Below are 18,806 nucleotides of genomic sequence, written 5' to 3' on the forward strand. Positions count from 1 at the left end.
CCTTTCTACTTTTCAATTGAAATGATGTCGTTTTCTTTTAGATCAACTGATCCAGACTTCTCTATTTTTACTTTTTCTCCTTCTTGGAGATTAGTAAACACAATTGGGGTAATGATGGATGAAGCATGTTTTGAAATGTAATCAAGATCCGCTTTCATCAAAGTCTGACCTTGCTTGATCTCGTCACCCTGCTCTACCATTATTTCGAAACCTTCACCTTTTAAGTTGACGGTATCAATTCCAAAATGAATTAAAATTTCACGGCCGCCAGCTGTTTCTAATCCGATAGCATGCTTAGTCGGGAATACATTGACCACTTTTCCATCGATTGGTGATACGACAGTTCCATCTTCTGGTTTGATCGCAAAACCATCTCCCATCATCTTTCCTGAGAAGACTTGGTCTGGAACTTCAGTAATTGGAAGAATTTCTCCCTTGATAGGTGATACAATCATTTCCTTCTTCTCCTCTAAATCGCTTTTCAAAGCATCAGGAGTAACATCTTCGATTTGTTCTTGAACTTCTTCATCTGTGTCAGTTTCGACCTTGCGTGGACGTTTGCCCTTCATGATATCTTGCATTTGGGATTTGATTGAATCGGACTTCGGACCGAAAATCGCTTGAATATTGTTTCCTACTTCAAGTACTCCTGATGCCCCTAATTTCTTCAATCTTGCTTTATCCACTTTCTTCACATCATCGACAGATACACGAAGTCGAGTGATACAAGCATCCAAGTGTGAAATGTTCTCTTGTCCACCAAGTCCTTCTAAAATGTTATAAGGCAACTCGGAAGTGCTGGATTGAGTCGTGTCTTCATCCTCATCCTCGACATCCTCGCGGCCAGGTGTCATCAAATTGAATTTACGGATCGCAAATCTGAATCCGAAATAATAGATGACTGCGAACACAAGCCCGACCGGGATCACGAGCCACCAGTTTGTCTGCGGATTGATGACTCCGAACAAGATGAAGTCGATGAGACCTCCTGAGAATGTCATTCCGATTTTAACATCTAACAAATGCATTGTCATAAAGGATAATCCAGCAAAAATCGTATGGATTCCAAATAATACTGGTGCTACGAATAAGAATGAAAACTCGATCGGTTCTGTAATACCCGTCAAGAATGATGTTAAGGCTGCTGAAGCCATTATACCAGCAACAACCTTTTTACGCTCAGCTCGTGCTTCATGATAAATCGCAAGAGCCGCTGCAGGTAAACCGAACATCATGAATGGGAATTTACCTGTCATGAACGTTCCAGCAGTTAAGTTTTGCACACCATCTTTAATTTGTTCAAAGAAAATCCGTTGATCTCCTCGCACGAGATTACCCGCTTCGTTCGTATATGACCCGAATTCAAACCAGAACGGAGCATAAAAGATATGGTGCAGGCCGAATGGAATCAGTGCACGTTCAATGACACCGAATACAAATGCCGAGAATGTGAGATTGGCATGGATCATATTCTCAGAAAAAGCATTCAAACCATCCTGTACCGGCGGCCAGATGAATGTCAAGATGACACCGAGAACGACTGCACTCGCCGCTGTCGCAATTGGCACAAATCGCTTCCCTGCAAAAAATCCTAAATAAGATGGTAAATCAATGTTATAAAACTTATTGTACATGTAGGCAGCAACGATACCGAGGATGATCCCACCGAATACACCTGTTTGTAAGGTAGGGATACCTAGTACTAGCGCAAATGCCGGGTCGGCGTTTTCACCAGTTACATCAGCAATTTCAAGCCCCTGGATGACGCTCATCGTAGCATTCATAATCAAGAATCCGACAGTTGCAGCGAGCCCTGCTACACCGTCACCGCCAGCTAAACCGATGGCGACACCTACTGCAAAGAGTAATGCGAGGTTATCAAAAATGATCCCTCCGGCTCTTTCCATGACTGCGGCAATCATCTCGATCACGGCATTATCGAGGAAAGGTGCCATTTCCAATAAAGTTGGGTTTTGCAATGCATTACCAAACGCAAGTAATAGACCTGCTGCTGGCAAAATTGCAACCGGTAGCATTAATGCTTTACCGACTTTTTGTAAAGTACCAAAAGCCTTTTGCATTTTTCTATACCTCCATTGTTATTGTTGGTCACAATAGCTTAAGAATACGGTTACAGAATGAAAAAAAAAGACATGAGTAAAAAAGACCAAAATGCACCTAAGGTATATACTACCCCTAATTTGCGCATTTCAATAATCTTCTTTACTCATGCCTGATCGTATCAGTAACACGTAAAGTGTTTATTCTTATTCTATTGTGGTGAAAGCCTTTGCAAATGCATCGTCAAATATACCGCTTCTGCATCTGAGACGTTCTTGCCAATCTTTTGTTGCATGACTTTCATCAGCTTCCATGCAAGATTGTAGCATACAGGGTACTCTTCTTTCAACACTTTTGCTAGTTTATCCTGGTTACCAACTTGTTCCTCATGCTCGATGCGATCGATTCCGTGTCTTAAATGCTGAATGAGCCGTAAATAATCGATGCTCGAGCGATCAATTGATATATCCAACTGTTGTTCGATAATATGAATCAACGTGTTGATCAGTTGAGAGTAACTGTTCAACTTAGAAATGGATCGATTAGTGGCTGCACTGTGAAGGTGAAGCGCAATGAATCCAATTTCTCCTTCCGGAAGATGAACTCCTGTTTCTTCTTTTATCAAACCAACCACATCTTTAGCAACCGCGTAATCTTTCGGGTAGAGCAATTCTGTTTCTTTGGAAAATGGATTGACGATATCGATTCCTTGTTGGATCCGTTTGATAGCAAAAGCGATGTGATCCGTCAAAGCGATATGGATATGTTCATTGAACTTGACTCCTAATTGATTCTCACTGTAAAAAATCACTTCATTCATGACCAATATGAAGGATTCATCGACTTGAGACAGTAATTGCTTATACTGGTGCTGTTCTTCGACATCATTCAAGATATATAGCTTGTCCACACTGGGACCATCGAGAATATCATCCGGTTTTTTAGAAAAACCGATTCCGTTGCCGATCAATACAACTTCTAGATGATTGGAATCGCGTGCAATGACGACGTTGTTGTTTAAAACTTTTAATATTGTATACTGCGTATCCATGCACCACCATCCCCTCATCATTTTACATCGTAATCAAACGACAACATCATACCTAAACATAAATACACCGTCAATAGTTATTATAACAGTCTCACTATTTTGTTCTAGTCCTTTTAATGCTAGCTTTTTAGCACTGTATTGTTTGTTTAGTGATTTGCAAAAGAATTTATGAGCGAAATTTAAGTTTAATGACCTTCGACTAAATACCACCACGTCCTGTGGGAACGTCGAAGTCAGTACATCCTGTACAAGTGAGGAGGCTTGCGGAAGTGAGTTAATGCAGTGAAGTGATGTCGAGCTCAGCGACCAGTCACGGATCACTTCAAACTTCCTGCGGTGGCGACAGCCTCCTCGTCAGTTTTCCAGTGCCCTACATGACTAATTGGGTCGCTTCCGCTTTTCGTTTGCCCGTGGAAAGTGAGTGATTTTCGCAAAAATCAACAATAAGGTATAACAAAGCTTTAAGTTTAAAAAAGTAAAAAAAAAGCGGCTTTCATTTTTGAAAGCCGCAAACCTCTAAATTTCCAACTCGCCAAGCCGCAATAGCTCGACGACAGCCTGGGAGCGCCCCTTGACACCTAGCTTCTGCATCGTATTGGAAATGTGATTCCGAACAGTTTTTTCACTTATAAAAAGTTGTTCAGCAATCTCCCTGGTCGTCTTGTCTTGAACAAGAAGTTCGAATACTTCTCTCTCCCTTTTTGTAAGTAGAGGCTTCGGTCGGTAGTGTTTATCTTTCAATGAATTTCACCCCTCCTTGCATGGGCTAACGAGCTGCGTTTCATGCAGAAAAGATATTTAGTCAACATATCATATGAAGGGATGAAATTGGTCGTGACTTGACATATTCAAAAATAATTGAAATCAGAGGTTTATTTTTGCATATTCTTCATGCGGTCTATCATACTAGCTGTCCATTTTTCAGGAGCGCCTAGATGTTTATCGATATGGACGATACGCCCCCGCCCTACCAAAACAGGATTTCCTTCTGAATCCTCTGCCAAATAATGCAGATCAATCGAAGTAGTTCCAATATAGGCGATCTTCACAAAGATTTTCAGCGTTTCATCAAAAAGAACTTGTTTCAGGTAATTACATTGAAGATCCGCAACGACCGGGATTGTCTTACTATCCGGTCTACTCCATTCTTGCATGAATCCAAGTTCCTTGAAAAGCTGAATTCGTGCATCCTCAAAATAAACAAATGGAATTGTATTATTTAAATGATTGAATGGGTCTACTTCAGAAAACCGGACATCGACTGTTGTATAAAAATGAAAACCCATTCTCCAGCTCTCCCAATCCTGAATATACTCTATACCTTTCATATTTCCCCTCCGTGCTGATGAATTTAAAAAATGAATACTCATTCATTTTTTGGTGATAAACGAGGACTGACGCATCTGGCCAGTCCTCGAATCGTTTATCGTAATCAACAATTATTATGCATCGGATCCAAAGAAATTTCGGAAAGATTGCAATGATGTATCACGGTTCAATGCAGCAATCGAAGTCGTCAAAGGAATCCCTTTCGGACATGATTGGACACAGTTTTGAGAGTTCCCGCAATTTGCGAGTCCTCCATCGCCCATAAGCGCATTCAGTCGTTCTGCTTTATTCATTTCTCCAGTCGGATGTGCGTTGAACAAACGAACCTGAGAAAGTGCAGCAGGACCGATGAACTCAGATTTATCATTGACATTCGGACATGCTTCCAAACAAACCCCACATGTCATGCATTTTGACAATTCATACGCCCATTGACGCTTGCTTTCCGGCATACGAGGTCCAGGTCCAAGATCGTATGTGCCATCGATCGGGATCCAAGCTTTCACTTTTTTTAACGCGTCGAACATGCGGCTGCGGTCAACTTGAAGGTCACGCACTACCGGGAAGGTTGCCATCGGCTCTAGACGGATCGGCTGTTCCAATTGGTCAACCAGTGCTGTACAAGATTGACGAGGCTTTCCATTGATCACCATAGAACAAGCTCCACATACTTCTTCAAGGCATCCCATTTCCCATGTCACTGGTGTCGTGTTTTCACCTTTACTATTCACAGGATTCCGGCGGATTTCCATCAAAGCCGAAATCACATTCATGTTCGCACGATAAGGGATCTCGAATTTTTCATCATAAGCTGCAGAATCAGGGTTATCCTGACGCTTTATAATAAATTGAATCATTTTTTCTTCAGCCATGATTATTATTTCTCTCCCTTCTTCTTAGAGTAGTCACGCTTACGTGGTTTGATGAGAGAAGTATCAACCTCTTCATATTCGAAGTCTGGACCGTTCTTCTCTGGATTAAAGATTGCTTTTGTCGTCTTCAACCATTCTTCATCGTTACGGTCAGGGAAGTCAGGCTTATAATGAGCCCCACGGCTTTCGTTACGGTTCAATGCACCAAGAGTGATTACACGTGCTAATTGAAGCATGTGCCATAATTGACGCGTAAATGAAACACCCTGATTGCTCCACTTCGACGTATCGTTGATGTTGATATCCTTGTAACGCTCCATCAACTCAACAATTTTATCGTCTGTTTCTTTCAACTTATCATTGTAACGGACAACCGTCACGTTATCTGTCATCCATTCACCGAGCTCTTTATGAAGCTGATACGCATTTTCCGTGCCATCCATTTTCATGATTTGATCAAGGTGATCGGTTTCTTTCTTAACTTGACGCTCGTAAATTTCCTCAGGAATATCCTCGATTGTCTTTTCAAGACCCATAACATATTCTGCAGCCTTTGGACCTGCAACCATACCACCAAAAATGGATGATAGAAGCGAGTTGGCTCCTAAGCGGTTTGCCCCATGTTGAGAATAATCACATTCACCTGCAGCAAAGAGACCAGGGATATTTGTCATTTGATCGAAATCAACCCACATACCACCCATTGAATAGTGGACTGCAGGGAAGATTTTCATTGGAACTTTACGAGGGTCATCACCCATGAACTTCTCATAGATTTCGATGATACCACCCAGTTTGATATCAAGTTCTTTTGGATCCTTGTGTGAAAGATCGAGGTAAACCATGTTCTCACCGTTGATGCCAAGCTTTTGTCGAACACAGACATCAAAGATTTCACGTGTTGCAATATCACGTGGTACCAGGTTTCCATATGCAGGATATTTTTCCTCAAGGAAGTACCAAGGTTTACCGTCTTTATATGTCCAGACGCGTCCACCTTCACCACGAGCAGATTCACTCATAAGACGAAGTTTATCATCTCCTGGAATCGCTGTAGGGTGAATTTGGATGAACTCACCATTTGCATAATGAACGCCCTGTTGATATAGAGCCGAAGCTGCTGAACCAGTATTGATAACTGAGTTCGTCGACTTACCGAAAATCACACCAGGTCCACCAGTAGCCATGATAACTGCATCAGCTTTGAAGCTTTGAATTTCAGAAGTCTTCAAGTTTTGCGCAACGATTCCCCGACATACATTTTCATCATCTAGAACCGCTGATTGGAAGTCCCAACCTTCATACTTCGTTACTAGCCCTTGTACTTCATAACGACGGACCTGCTCATCAAGTGCATATAGTAATTGCTGTCCTGTAGTAGCACCAGCAAATGCTGTACGATGGTGCTGTGTACCGCCGAAACGACGGAAATCCAATAATCCTTCTGGTGTACGGTTGAACATGACACCCATTCGATCTAATAGATGAATGATACCAGGCGCGGCATCACACATTGCTTTTACAGGAGGTTGGTTTGCAAGAAAGTCCCCACCATATACTGTGTCATCAAAATGTTCCCAAGGAGAGTCTCCCTCACCCTTTGTATTTACTGCTCCGTTTATTCCGCCTTGTGCACAAACGGAGTGAGAACGTTTAACAGGCACGAGTGAGAACAAGTCAACATGTGTTCCTGATTCAGCGGATTTGATAGCAGCCATCAAGCCGGCTAATCCTCCGCCTACAATTATGATATTACCTTTGCTCATCGTGACTCACTCCTTATAAAATTGGTAGGTTTGATGCAAAAGCAAACCATTCTGGATTTACAAATGCAAATATGGATCGTATTCCAACGATTGAAACTGCAAAGAAAATTCCGATTGTTACATACGTTGCGATTTTTTGGGAACGTGGTGATTGGACAATTCCCCAGCTTACAAGGAAGGACCAAAGTCCGTTCGAGAAGTGGAAAATCGTTGAAATTACGCCAACAATATAAAATCCAATCATGAAAGGATTATCGAGAATCTCTTCCATCATTGAAAAGTTTACTTTCGCCCCAAATGCAGCTTGTACACGGGTTTCCCATACGTGCCAAGAAATGAAAATAAGCGTGATAATTCCTGTTACACGCTGCAACAGGAACATCCAGTTACGGAAGTACCCGTAGCGACTTACGTTGTTACGAGCTTGGAACGTTATGTACAATCCGAAAACAGCATGGAAAATGATCGGTAAAAAGATGATGAAAATTTCAAGGAAATAACGGAATGGAAGTGTCTCCATAAAGTGTGCTGCAGCATCGAATGATTCACGACCTCTTGTCGCGAAGTGGTTTACTGTCAAGTGTTGAATCAGATATAAACCAATTGGTATAACACCAAGTAACGAATGTAGTCTTCTTAAAGCAAAATCTCTAGTGTCAGCCATGTCTGTGCCCCCTTCTAAATAAGTGTTGCCGCTGCAAAATCAAAGCATTTTTGAAAACCCGATCATACGTTCAGAAATACTGTTATCCGAAGACAAGCTCCGACAAGAATTGATAACATGTCTATTGTACTCCCATCATATAGGACCGTCAAGAAAACGAATACATCCGATTTTAGAAATATCTAGAAGGTGAAAACCTATTGCTTTTTACTGTGTATGTTCGTTTCAGCCGTGGGTTTAAGAAAGGCTGAAGCGACCCATATATTTATTCGATGCTCACTGGAAAACTCACTAGGTGGCTTGAACCAAAGGTTTTGCATGGTGTAAAACAATGTGTTGCCGCTGGAAGAAGTTTAAGTGATCATAGTGACTGGTCGATGAGTTAGACAACTTCTATGTCTTAGCTTGAAACCAAGTTGCACTTACCTATTAACGGACACAGGAGACCTTATTTGGCTAAAACAATAGTGTTTTAAAAAACTAACGGACACCAGGGACCTTATTACGCAAATATCATAGAAAATCAGCTGCTTTGTTCACAAATAACGGCTCTGGTGTCCGTTAAAATTCAGAAACACTTCATTTTGTCACAAATAACGGCTCTGGTGTCCGCAAACTGAAAACATGGCTGCTTGAACTTACCTGTCTCGATTAACCCGCAGGAGTGTTGCTAATTTCGCTTCTGGTTTTACCTAAAATGACCTCTTCATTTTTGAGACCATCTATTATCACTATTTTTCCCATAACTGTGAAAGATAAAGTCGCCCTTTGTCATTCATCATAAAGATAGTATAATAAAATAATATGAGTGAAGGAGAGGGGAATACAGATGAAAAAAGACAATGATGTCCTTCCAGAACCAACGAACGAAGCAGAGGGGTACTTATTCGGATATGAATTGATGAGGGATGTACTGCTGCCAGAATTATTAGGTAAAGAAGATCATAGTCTCTTATACTGGGCTGGGCGGACACTTGCACGGAAATATCCTATGGACACTACTGAGGAACTGATACAATTTTTTGCTGCAGCAAACTTTGGAGAACTTCGTTTAAAAGAAGAAACGTCCAAAACGATCACATTCGAGTTAAGCTCAGATCGGATCTCAGAATTGTTGAGAAAACGAATGCACGAAGGATTCCAACTCGAAGCAGGTTTCTTAGCAGAGCATGTCCAAAGGCAAAAAGAAAGAGTCACTGAATCTTTTGAAGAGATTAAAAGAGGTAAAGAAGACAAAATCATCTTCACTGTACAGTGGGACCGTAAAGATGAAATCTCAGACACGAATGTGTCAGAATTTTAGCTGAATAAGAGAGATACATATAAATGAGGCTGTCCAATAAGTGTCTGAGTCTCTCCGTACTTAACCACGTTTGAGAAATATGGCGTTTTAATACAAAATGTTGTGTTGGAGGTGGATGACACTTCTTATTTTGGATAGCCTCATCTTTTTGCTTTCATTTCATCCCTGCTCGGTAACCTTTTCGTGGACTATTCTTGAAATCGGTGGAGCAAATTTAAGCAATGGTTGTTTAACTCAGTAAAATGTACTTACGCCATCACTCCAACAATTCAATTATTCGTCATCTTCCTTTTTCGATTGCTCAGTAAAATAAGAAACAATCGTTTCAGCCACTGATGCAGGAATTTTCGCTTCTTTCAATTCGTCAACAGAAGCCTGCCTGATCTTTTTAAAGGAACCAAAATGTTTCAATAAAGCTTTACGCCGCTTTTCTCCAATTCCCGGGATCTTGTCCAAGCTTGACTGAACCATCCCCTTTTCTCGAATTTGGCGATGGAAGGTAATCGCAAAGCGGTGAACCTCGTCTTGAATCCGTTGCAGCAGATAGAATTCTTGACTGTTTCTAGCAAGCGGAACCACCTGTGGCGGATCTCCGATCATCAATTGCGCTGTATTATGCTTGTCATCTTTTACAAGTCCACAAACCGGTATTGATAAACCAAGTTCATTTTCAAGGACATCGATGGCCGCACTGATCTGCCCTTTCCCGCCGTCGATGATGATAAGATCCGGGAGTGGGGAATCTTCCTTTAGAACCCGCGAATATCTTCTCCTTGTTACTTCTTTCATGGATGCATAGTCATCTGGACCTTCAACGGTTTTGATTTTATACTTCCGATATTGCTTTTTGTTCGGTTTACCGTCTGTAAAAACAACCATAGCAGAAACAGGATTTGTTCCCTGGATATTGGAGTTATCGAACGCTTCAATAACATGCGGGGTTGCTATTCCCAGATGTTTCCCGAGCTCTTCAACCGCTTTAATCGTCCGTTCTTCATCCCTTTCGATCAACTCGAACTTTTCACTCAATGCAATTTGGGCGTTTTTCGTTGCAAGGTTCACCAGATTCTTCTTTTTACCACGCTGAGGTTGGGAAACCGGAATATCTAAAAGTTCTTCTAACAAATGATGTTCCACATGTTTCGGGACGAAAATTTCTTTCGGAATGATGTGATCCTTTTGCAAATAAAACTGTCCCACAAAAGATAGAAATTCTTCTTCAGAATCACCATAAACCGGAAAAAGCGAGACGTCCCGTTCGATTAGCTTTCCCTGACGGACGAAGAAGACCTGGATACACATCCAGCCTTTATCGACATGATACCCGAAAACATCCCGGTCCTTTTGATCGGTATGCACCATTTTCTGTTGTTCCATTACCGACTCGATATGACGTATCTGGTCCCTAAGTTCTTTCGCCCGCTCAAACTCGAGCTTTTCAGCAGCTTCTTCCATTTTTCTTTGAAGATCTCGTTTCACTTCTTTATGCCCACCGTTAAGAAAGCGGTATATTCCTTCGACCATTTCACGGTTTTGCTCTTCAGTCACCTCGTACACGCACGGGGCAAGGCATTGACCCATGTGATAATACAGACAGACACGATCAGGCAGCGTCTTACATTTTCTCAACGGATAAATCCGATCAAGGAGCTTTTTCGTCTCATTTGCTGCATATGCATTCGGATAAGGACCGAAATATCTTCCCGTTCCTTTTTTCACTTTTCGGGTTGTAATCAATCTCGGTTGATTTTCATTGGTCACTTTAATATATGGATAGCTCTTATCATCCTTCAACATAACATTGTAGCGTGGGTCATGTTTTTTGATAAGATTCATCTCAAGAATAAGCGCCTCTAAATCGGAGGTAGTGACGATATATTCAAAATCATGGATTTCCAGAACAAGCCGTTGTGTTTTCCCATCATGGGACCCAGAAAAATAAGACCGGACTCGATTACGCAGATTTTTTGCTTTACCTACATATATGATCGTGCCGTTCCGATCCTTCATCAAATAACAACCAGGTTGATCTGGAAGGACTGACAGCTTTTGTTTCAACTGTTGAAGCATATTTCAAACCTCCTTAAGGAGTGACATTTTATCTTTATGTATAGTTGTTTTATAAAAGTTTATTGTTAATGGAATGTAGTAATGCTGAAAGCTTTTTGCAGTGGAAATATACAAGACTCCTGCGGGAAAGCACGCGAAGCGAGACACCGCAATCTATACAAAAACAGTCTTAATCATAAATTGATTGTATCATCATCGAACATTTAATGGAAAAAGTCACACTCGGAGCGTGAAAAAGAGGCTGACCCGTTAAGGTATCAGCCCCTGTTGATTATAAGTTTTATTGGTGCTTATTGATAAGGTCGACGAGTGCTTCTTTCGGTTGGAAACCGACAACTTGATCGACGACTTCACCATTTTTGAAAAGCATCAATGTCGGGATACTCATTACACCGAACTTTCCTGCCGTTTCCTGGTTTTCATCTACATCAAGTTTAACGATTTTAACACTATCGCTCATTTCGCTATCAATCTCTTCCAATACTGGTGCAATCATTTTACAAGGCCCGCACCAAGGTGCCCAAAAGTCAGCTAATACAAGACCTTCACTTGTTTCTGAAGTAAAGTTTTGGTCAGTTGCTTTCACGATTGCCATATTCATGCCTCCTCATCATTTCGCTTACAATGCAAAGTATATCACCTTACAAAAAAACTTCCTAATAATTTGTTTTCAATTGTAGCATACCCGATTTTTCATAACTCACACCCTATTTTCGCTAGCAAATTCAGCTTGTTGGCAAAGGCTCTGTTCGTTTTTATTGTTGATTTCTACAAAAATCCACTCCCTTTCCCAAAGCGATCCGGAGCTCCTCGTTGCGGGTCTCGACTGGCTCACTTTTTCTTGTAGGAGTGTCACAAATTTCGCTTAAAGAAAACTTGGCAAAGCCAAGCCTTGGCGCAGGCTGAGCTTTAGTTGCTCTTATACTGAAGAAAGTATTTTATACTTTCTTTAAGTGTAAAATCAACAAAGTCCTTTCATAGAGCATTTGTAAAATAGGAGTGACTCATCTGTTGTCGCTCACCCTATCGTATACTTATACAAGTATGGATGTGAGAAGTGAGGACTCCGGATGAGTCATTCTTAAGATTCTTGTATTCTTTTATAATCGATCCCGTATTAGACGAGTACTTTCTTGAATTCTTCTGTCAGTTTTGGTACAACTTCGAAAAGGTCCCCAACGATCCCGTAGTCAGCAACGTTGAAGATATTCGCTTCTGGGTCTTTGTTTATCGCTACGATGATCTTAGAGTTAGACATACCAGCCAAGTGCTGGATCGCTCCAGAAATACCACATGCAATATAAAGATCTGGTGTAACAACTTTACCAGTCTGGCCGATTTGCAGACCGTAGTCACAATACTCGGCGTCACATGCACCACGAGAAGCACCGACTGCTGCACCAAGGACTTCTGCAAGTTCTTCCAATGGCCCGAAACCGTCTGCAGATTTCACTCCACGTCCACCAGCTACGATGACTTTCGCTTCGGAAAGGTCGACACCATCTGTCGTCTTCTTAACGATTTCTTTGACAATCGTACGTAGATCCTTGATCGCCACATCTACGTTTGTCACGTCTCCTGAACGGTTTTCATCTTTATCAAGGGCTGCAATATTGTTTGGACGGATTGTTACGAACAATACACCATCAGTAATGATTTTCTTTTCAAAAGCTTTTCCGGAGTAGATTGGACGTGTATAAATAAGGTTTCCACCTGTATTTTCGATTCCAGTGATATCTGATACAAGTCCAGATTCAAGTTTAGCTGCCAGGCGTGGAGATAAGTCTTTTCCCATTGCCGTATGACCGAACACGATTCCTTCAGGGTTCTCTTGCTCAATCACCTGCACAAGTGCTTGAGAGTAACCGTCAGTTGTATATGCTTTCAATTTTTCATCTTCCACTACCAACACACGGTCTGCTCCATAATGAATCAAGCTGTTTGCTAATCCGCTGACAGATTCACCGCATAGGACGCCGACGATTTCTCCGCCTTCAGAGATTTCTTTTGCTGCTGCGATCGCTTCATATGATACGTTCCGTAGTTCTCCGTCTCTGACTTCTCCTAAAACTAATACTTTTTTAGCCATGGTTCCTCTCCCCTTCTATATCACTTTTGCTTCTGACCGTAACAATGACACAAGCTCTTTCACTTGATCGTCTACTTCACCTTCAAGGACTTTTCCTGCTTGTTTTTCCGGCGGCAAGTAAACCTCCAATGTTCTTGTCTTTCCTTCAACATCATCCTCATCTAGATCAAGATCATCCAGCTCCAGCTCTTCAAGAGGCTTTTTCTTTGCTTTCATGATCCCTGGGAGTGATGGATAACGCGGCTCGTTCAATCCTTGTTGGGCAGTGACGAGAACCGGCAAAGACGTTTCAATCACTTCTACGTCTCCTTCTACATCACGCTCAATCGTTACAGTTGTACCGTCAACTTCTAATTTCGTAATCGTCGTGACATGCGGGATATCCAATAGCTCCGCCAAACGTGGACCGACTTGTCCAGATGCACCGTCAATCGCGACATTACCACCTAGAATGAGATCCACTTCTTTATCTTCGAAATAAGCGGCAAGAATCTTTGCAGTTGAATATTGATCCCCGTCTTCTACATCTTCATCATCGATCAATACAGCTTTATCAGCACCCATCGCTAGAGCTGTACGGAGTTGTTTATCGCTTTCCTCTTCTCCGACAGTAACGACAGTGACTTCTCCACCATGTTCATCACGCAATTTGATTGCTTCTTCTACGGCATATTCATCATACGGATTAATGATGAATTCAACACCATCTTCACTGATCTTACCGTTTTCAATCGCAATCTTTTCTTCCGTATCGAATGTACGTTTTAAAATCACATAAATGTTCATTATTCTTCCCCTCCAGTATTAACGGTCTTTAAATTCTGGTTTACGTTTTTCTATAAAAGCTTGAATGCCCTCTTGTCCATCATGAGAAGCAAATGCTTTACCGAAGAATTCAGTTTCTTTTTTTGCTCCAGCTTCATATTCACCTTTTCTCGCATAATCAACGAGTTTCAATGCTAAATCTACCGCAACAGCGCTTTTCCCTGCAGCTTTTCCAGCTATCTCATAGGCTTTATCCAGGAGATCATCATCTGAAACAACGTGATTCGCCAGACCTAAACGATGTGCTTCGGAACCGGATATCGGTTCGCTCGTCAATAGAATTTCAGTCGCCTTAGCAGCTCCGACATAATGCGGAAGTCGTTGCGATCCAGCAAATCCTGGCACCAAGCCAAGCTGTAGTTCCGGCAATCCTAATTTTGTATTTTCTGTCACAATACGCATGTGGCATGACATCGCCAGTTCAAGGCCACCGCCAAGTGCGGCACCGTGTACAGCGGCTATGACAGGTTTCGAAAATTGTTCGATCCGATCAAACACCTGTTGTCCGAAAGCACCGAGTTCAGAGAATCCATCCGCATCTTCTACGGTCGTAAATTCCTTAATATCCGCACCTGCTGAAAAGAATCTTCCTTCCCCGCGGATGACGATCGTTTTTACATCTGTATCCGCTTCCAATTCATCAAAAACGGAATTCAGTTCTTTGATCATCGGGGAACAAAGTGCATTGGCGGGTGCGTGTTGCAATAAGATCGTGCAAATGTGGTTTTCCTTCGAATAGGATAAATACTCCAAAATCTCTCCTCCTCTAACTTGATCTATAACGAAAGCCATTAATCAATAAATCGTGGACTGGCTTTGCAAGCGCTGTCAAATCAAACCTATGGTCATTCATTACCCAACTCGTAGTCGTTTCATCAATGGTACCGAAGATCATCTGCCTGACGATCCGGATATCAAGATCAGGATGGAAAACTTTCTCGTCAATCCCTTCATAGATGAGCGAATCGACAAGTTCAAGGTACCTTTTAAGTACTTCACCGATTTTAGCCCGAAGTTCCCGATTCGTCTGACGGAGCTCCAACTGGGTGACGATTGCAAGTTCATGGTCCACAGATAGCTGCTTGAAGTGCATTTCAATCAACGTTAACAGCTTATCTTCAACAGAATGCTGCTGTTCAATTTCATCTATTGTCGTGTCGATAAAACGTCCCATCTTTTCACGAAACAAAGAGATAAGCAGATCCTCTTTATTTTTGAAATAAAGATAGATGGTTCCATCGGCCACACCAGCTTCACGTGCGATCTTAGAAATCTGCGATTGGTGATAGCCATGTTTTGCTATGACCGTTACAGCTGCATCAATTATCTTTTCATATTTTGGTCCTTTTCGTTTTACGGTCATCTGTTTTACCTCCACATAAAGAAAACTTGGCAAATGCCGAGCCAATGGTGACGGCTAAGCCATAGTTGCCCTTATACTGAAGAAAGGATCAGCACTTTCTTCAAGTGATCAAAAAATGAATGAACATTCACTCGGGTTAATTGTACTGTAGTTGAAGGTAAAAAGTCAATGAATCTTTCGTATTTTTCAGAATTTTACGCATCCAGTTTCAAGTATACATTTAAGTGTTTAGAATGGCAAAATTTTAGGCGCAAATGTTTGTGGACATGTTCCTGTTTTTTCTGGACAAAACTATAGATTTGATGGACAAATACTCTATTTTTCTGGACAAGACTTCAAATTTATTGGACAAAAATCCGATTTATTTGGACATTTTAAACGGATGGCAAAATAAAAGACCCCACCGGAGTGAGGCCCTTCGACGTATCATCATGCATTTTGTTTTTGCTTCAGTTTTTCTTTTTCTTCTTCCACTAGTACTCTGCGAAGTACTTTACCAACCATTGTCTTCGGTAGTTCTTCTCTGAATTCGTAAAGGCGCGGTACTTTAAAAGAAGCCAGGTGTTTTCTGCAATGTTCATCCAGTTCTTCCTCGGTACAAGTTGTGTTTTCCTTCAAAACTACGAAAGCCTTTACCGTTTCTCCACGGTATGGATCAGGCACTCCAATGACGGTAGCTTCCAGTACATTCGGATGTTCAAAAAGGATCTCTTCAATTTCCCGAGGATAAATATTAAAACCACCTGCGATGATCATATCCTTTTTCCGATCAACGATATAAAAGTATCCGTTCTCATCCATATACCCCATATCGCCGGTCAAAAGCCAGCCTTCGTGGAAGGTCGAAGATGTCTCTTCTGGATGGTTCCAGTATCCTTTCATCACTTGAGGACCTTTTATCATCAACTCGCCTACTTCATTCACCTCGGCAATCGTACCCGATTCCGCTGACAAAATCGCAGCTTCGGTATTCGGCCACGGGACGCCAATACTACCTTTCATACGTTTGTCATAAAGGAAGTTCGCATGCGTGACCGGTGAAGCTTCTGTTAATCCGTATCCTTCTACAAGATTTCCTCCTGTGAGGGACTCAAACTTCTCTTGAACCTCAACAGGCAGTGGTGCTGATCCACTGATACAACTTGCAATTGAGGACAAATCAAAAGACTTGATATTCGGATCATTCAATAATGCGATGTACATCGTCGGTGCGCCTGGAAACATCGTCGGCTTATGCTTTCCAATCGCTTTCAATACTTGTTTCTGATCAAACCTAGGGAGAATGATCATTTCTGACAAGTACATGATCGAAAAGTTCATTACACAAGTCATCCCATAAACATGGAAAAACGGTAATGCACCAAGGATTTTCTCTTCACCATAGTTGGCCTTATACATCCAGGAGCGGCATTGTATCGTGTTTGCGACTAGGTTGTAATGCGTCAGCATGACACCCTTTGCTGGTCCGGTTGTTCCACCTGTATATTGCAACAGTGCAAGATCTACCATCGGATCGATTTCAAGTTCAATCGGTTGTGCAGACGCTTCATCAAGCAGCTTTTTGAAAGCATGGATTTTATCATTGTACGTTACATTGACAACAATATTGGTCTGTCTCTTTTGCACGAATGGATAGATAAGATTCTTCGGAAACGGCAGATAATCCTTCACACCTGTCACAATCACATTTGTCAATTCTGTCCGGCTTTTGACCGCCTCGACTCTCGGGAACAATAGATCCAAACAAATGATTGCTTTTGCTCCTGAATCGACCAATTGATGTTCCAGTTCCCGCTCTGTATAAAGCGGATTCGTCTGTACGACAATGCCGCCAGCCATCAATATGCCATAATAACTGATGACTGCTTGCGGGCAATTCGGCAGCATGATCGCTACCCTGTCACCTTTCCGTATGCCGAGTGAATGTAATTGGTTTGCCATTTTCAGAGAACTTTCATACACTTCGCCATACGTCATCCTTTTTCCTAAAAACTCCAACGCAGGTTTTTCTGGATGCTTGCTTGCGGCACCCTCCAGATAAAATTGCAACGGCTTCTCGTCAATTTCGACTTCATGAGGGATTTCTTCGGGATATTGCTGTAACCATTTTTTCTCCACCTTAATCTCCTCCTTTTATACCGCTCCTTTCCATTAAAAACTCACTCTCTACCATCATTATAATGAAAACGGATTCAATTTTACATATTATTTAGAATATTTTTTCACTTGAACAATTTTCCAGTTTATTGATTTACAGCGGTTATCAACCATTCCCCCTGATTTAAATATATGAAAAATGTCGATGAAAAAGACCTTACTGGGCAAACATCCCTAGTAAGGTCTTCTCAGAAAATGTAAAACAGTATTTTGTAATGTTAAAGAAATTTTGTTTGACATTTATTTTCGTAGAAAACGAAATTCACGACATTCCTGCGGGAACAGCGAGCCAGGCGAGACCCCGCACTTTTTTCAAAGGATCTTCGACTATAATAATGAACTTCGACTAAATACCACCACGTCCTATGGTGAACGTCGAAGTCAGTACATCCTGTACAAGTACGTCATGTGGTGAACGTCGAAGCCAGCAGAAGGAAAGCTTCTAAGAAATCTCCTCGCAGACACGAAAATGATTTCATTTTTGTGTTGACAACCTGTGCAAGTGAAGAGGGTTGCGGAAGTAGGTCAAGACATAGAAGTGACGTCCAGCTCAGCGGCCAGTCAATTGGATCACTTCAGGCTTCCTGCGGCGGCAACACATTAATTGACATCCTTATGAGTGAGCCCACGCAGAACCAAGTCTTTGTTTTTCGAGCCTCTTCGTCAGTCTTCCAGTGACCTACGTGACTAAGCAGGTCGCTTCCGCTTTCATTCTCCCGTGGAAAGGAAGTAATTTCGCATAATAAAACAGTGCCTTAAAAAAAGAGGTAAATGACTCCTGCCAAAATAAACAACCCACAACAAACCAGCAGGACCTTCCATAATGTTTCCATATGTTTTCACCTATCCAATTCCACTGCCGATCACAAATGATAACCCGATCGAGATGATCATCGAGATCAGACCGACAGCTCTATTATCCTTTTGAATTTCTTCATCAATACGGAAACGAGGCGTCAGGAATTCGAATATGAAATAACCGATCAACATCAATAGGAATCCATACGCACCCCAAACCATCATATCGATGATTGTATCGTTATGTTCAATCGAGTAACGGAAAATGTTGGCTATTCCGAATATTTTTCCTCCAGTCGCCATTGCGACCGAAAGATTCCCTTTACTGATTTCTTCCCAATTCTTATACTTTGTTACAATTTCAAAGACAGCTAAGAAAACCACTAGACTTAAAACTACTACACTATAGTTTGCTACGGTTTCAATGTAAGGATTCGTCAACCAACTGCTCATTTCCG

General features: G+C 41.7%; 16 protein-coding genes. 1 reads left to right on the forward strand and 15 read right to left on the reverse strand.

Translation table 11 applies throughout. The features are described 5' to 3' along the window. Nucleotides 1-5: 5 nt before the first annotated feature. The 7 genes from ptsG to KOL94_RS10235 form a co-directional block, all read right to left on the reverse strand. A complete protein-coding gene (gene ptsG, locus KOL94_RS10205; protein WP_221566327.1) occupies nt 6-2,081 on the reverse strand; it encodes a glucose-specific PTS transporter subunit IIBC in 2,076 nt (691 codons plus the stop codon). Between the two features lie 191 nt (nt 2,082-2,272). Beyond that, nucleotides 2,273-3,112, reverse strand: coding sequence for a glucose PTS transporter transcription antiterminator GlcT (glcT, locus tag KOL94_RS10210; protein WP_221566328.1), 840 nt, complete (start codon nt 3,110-3,112; stop codon nt 2,273-2,275). A gap of 516 nt (nt 3,113-3,628) precedes the next feature. After that, nucleotides 3,629-3,853, reverse strand: a complete 225-nt coding sequence (locus KOL94_RS10215; protein WP_221566329.1) for a helix-turn-helix domain-containing protein — start codon at nt 3,851-3,853, stop codon at nt 3,629-3,631. 131 nt (nt 3,854-3,984) lie between these two features. Further along, nucleotides 3,985-4,440: an acyl-CoA thioesterase gene (locus KOL94_RS10220; protein WP_221566330.1), complete on the reverse strand. Its 456-nt coding sequence runs from the start codon at nt 4,438-4,440 to the stop codon at nt 3,985-3,987. A 114-nt stretch (nt 4,441-4,554) separates the two neighbouring features. Further along, complete coding sequence (gene sdhB, locus KOL94_RS10225) at nt 4,555-5,313, reverse strand: succinate dehydrogenase iron-sulfur subunit (RefSeq protein ID WP_221566331.1); 759 nt, start codon at nt 5,311-5,313, stop codon at nt 4,555-4,557. 5 nt (nt 5,314-5,318) lie between these two features. After that, nucleotides 5,319-7,079 carry a succinate dehydrogenase flavoprotein subunit gene (gene sdhA / locus KOL94_RS10230; protein WP_221566332.1) on the reverse strand — a complete coding sequence of 587 codons (1,761 nt, stop codon included), beginning with the start codon at nt 7,077-7,079 and terminating at the stop codon, nt 5,319-5,321. 13 nt (nt 7,080-7,092) lie between these two features. After that, nucleotides 7,093-7,743: a succinate dehydrogenase cytochrome b558 subunit gene (locus KOL94_RS10235; RefSeq protein ID WP_221566333.1), complete on the reverse strand. Its 651-nt coding sequence runs from the start codon at nt 7,741-7,743 to the stop codon at nt 7,093-7,095. A gap of 829 nt (nt 7,744-8,572) precedes the next feature. On the opposite strand from KOL94_RS10235, the gene KOL94_RS10240 reads away from it, so the two are divergent. After that, nucleotides 8,573-9,046, forward strand: a complete 474-nt coding sequence (locus tag KOL94_RS10240; protein WP_221566334.1) for a YslB family protein — start codon at nt 8,573-8,575, stop codon at nt 9,044-9,046. 273 nt (nt 9,047-9,319) lie between these two features. Here the strand turns inward: KOL94_RS10240 and uvrC are convergent, their stop codons facing one another. The 8 genes from uvrC to KOL94_RS10280 all read right to left on the reverse strand — a co-directional run bounded on the left by uvrC (nt 9,320) and on the right by KOL94_RS10280 (nt 18,801). Continuing rightward, the gene (uvrC, locus tag KOL94_RS10245) at nt 9,320-11,116 is read right to left on the reverse strand and encodes an excinuclease ABC subunit UvrC (RefSeq protein WP_221566335.1); all 1,797 of its coding nucleotides are present in this window, start codon (nt 11,114-11,116) and stop codon (nt 9,320-9,322) included. Between the two features lie 280 nt (nt 11,117-11,396). Further along, nucleotides 11,397-11,711, reverse strand: a complete 315-nt coding sequence (gene trxA / locus KOL94_RS10250) for a thioredoxin (RefSeq protein ID WP_221566336.1) — start codon at nt 11,709-11,711, stop codon at nt 11,397-11,399. A 522-nt stretch (nt 11,712-12,233) separates the two neighbouring features. After that, a complete protein-coding gene (locus tag KOL94_RS10255) occupies nt 12,234-13,205 on the reverse strand; it encodes an electron transfer flavoprotein subunit alpha/FixB family protein (protein WP_221566337.1) in 972 nt (323 codons plus the stop codon). 15 nt (nt 13,206-13,220) lie between these two features. Beyond that, nucleotides 13,221-13,991 carry an electron transfer flavoprotein subunit beta/FixA family protein gene (locus KOL94_RS10260; RefSeq protein ID WP_221566338.1) on the reverse strand — a complete coding sequence of 257 codons (771 nt, stop codon included), beginning with the start codon at nt 13,989-13,991 and terminating at the stop codon, nt 13,221-13,223. 18 nt (nt 13,992-14,009) lie between these two features. Further along, nucleotides 14,010-14,783, reverse strand: coding sequence for an enoyl-CoA hydratase (locus KOL94_RS10265; protein ID WP_221566339.1), 774 nt, complete (start codon nt 14,781-14,783; stop codon nt 14,010-14,012). 13 nt (nt 14,784-14,796) lie between these two features. Continuing rightward, nucleotides 14,797-15,393: a fatty acid metabolism transcriptional regulator FadR gene (locus KOL94_RS10270; RefSeq protein WP_221566340.1), complete on the reverse strand. Its 597-nt coding sequence runs from the start codon at nt 15,391-15,393 to the stop codon at nt 14,797-14,799. 429 nt (nt 15,394-15,822) lie between these two features. Next, entirely contained in the window at nt 15,823-17,511 is a 1,689-nt protein-coding gene (locus tag KOL94_RS10275) for an AMP-binding protein (RefSeq protein ID WP_311775126.1), read from the reverse strand. An 882-nt stretch (nt 17,512-18,393) separates the two neighbouring features. After that, the gene (locus tag KOL94_RS10280; protein WP_221566341.1) at nt 18,394-18,801 is read right to left on the reverse strand and encodes a DUF350 domain-containing protein; all 408 of its coding nucleotides are present in this window, start codon (nt 18,799-18,801) and stop codon (nt 18,394-18,396) included. Between the last annotated feature and the right edge of the window lie 5 nt (nt 18,802-18,806).

It is taken from the genome of Alkalihalobacillus sp. TS-13 (assembly GCF_019720915.1).
GTDB lineage: Bacteria > Bacillota > Bacilli > Bacillales > Fictibacillaceae > Pseudalkalibacillus.

Coding starts and splice junctions, on each gene's coding strand:
- KOL94_RS10270 (WP_221566340.1), bottom strand. CDS start 15,393: ATGACCGTAAAACGAAAAGGACCAAAATATGAAAAGATAATTGATGCA.
- sdhA (WP_221566332.1), bottom strand. CDS start 7,079: ATGAGCAAAGGTAATATCATAATTGTAGGCGGAGGATTAGCCGGCTTG.
- KOL94_RS10260 (WP_221566338.1), bottom strand. CDS start 13,991: ATGAACATTTATGTGATTTTAAAACGTACATTCGATACGGAAGAAAAG.
- trxA (WP_221566336.1), bottom strand. CDS start 11,711: ATGGCAATCGTGAAAGCAACTGACCAAAACTTTACTTCAGAAACAAGT.
- sdhB (WP_221566331.1), bottom strand. CDS start 5,313: ATGGCTGAAGAAAAAATGATTCAATTTATTATAAAGCGTCAGGATAAC.
- ptsG (WP_221566327.1), bottom strand. CDS start 2,081: ATGCAAAAGGCTTTTGGTACTTTACAAAAAGTCGGTAAAGCATTAATG.
- uvrC (WP_221566335.1), bottom strand. CDS start 11,116: ATGCTTCAACAGTTGAAACAAAAGCTGTCAGTCCTTCCAGATCAACCT.
- glcT (WP_221566328.1), bottom strand. CDS start 3,112: ATGGATACGCAGTATACAATATTAAAAGTTTTAAACAACAACGTCGTC.
- KOL94_RS10240 (WP_221566334.1), top strand. CDS start 8,573: ATGAAAAAAGACAATGATGTCCTTCCAGAACCAACGAACGAAGCAGAG.
- KOL94_RS10280 (WP_221566341.1), bottom strand. CDS start 18,801: ATGAGCAGTTGGTTGACGAATCCTTACATTGAAACCGTAGCAAACTAT.
- KOL94_RS10220 (WP_221566330.1), bottom strand. CDS start 4,440: ATGAAAGGTATAGAGTATATTCAGGATTGGGAGAGCTGGAGAATGGGT.
- KOL94_RS10255 (WP_221566337.1), bottom strand. CDS start 13,205: ATGGCTAAAAAAGTATTAGTTTTAGGAGAAGTCAGAGACGGAGAACTA.
- KOL94_RS10235 (WP_221566333.1), bottom strand. CDS start 7,743: ATGGCTGACACTAGAGATTTTGCTTTAAGAAGACTACATTCGTTACTT.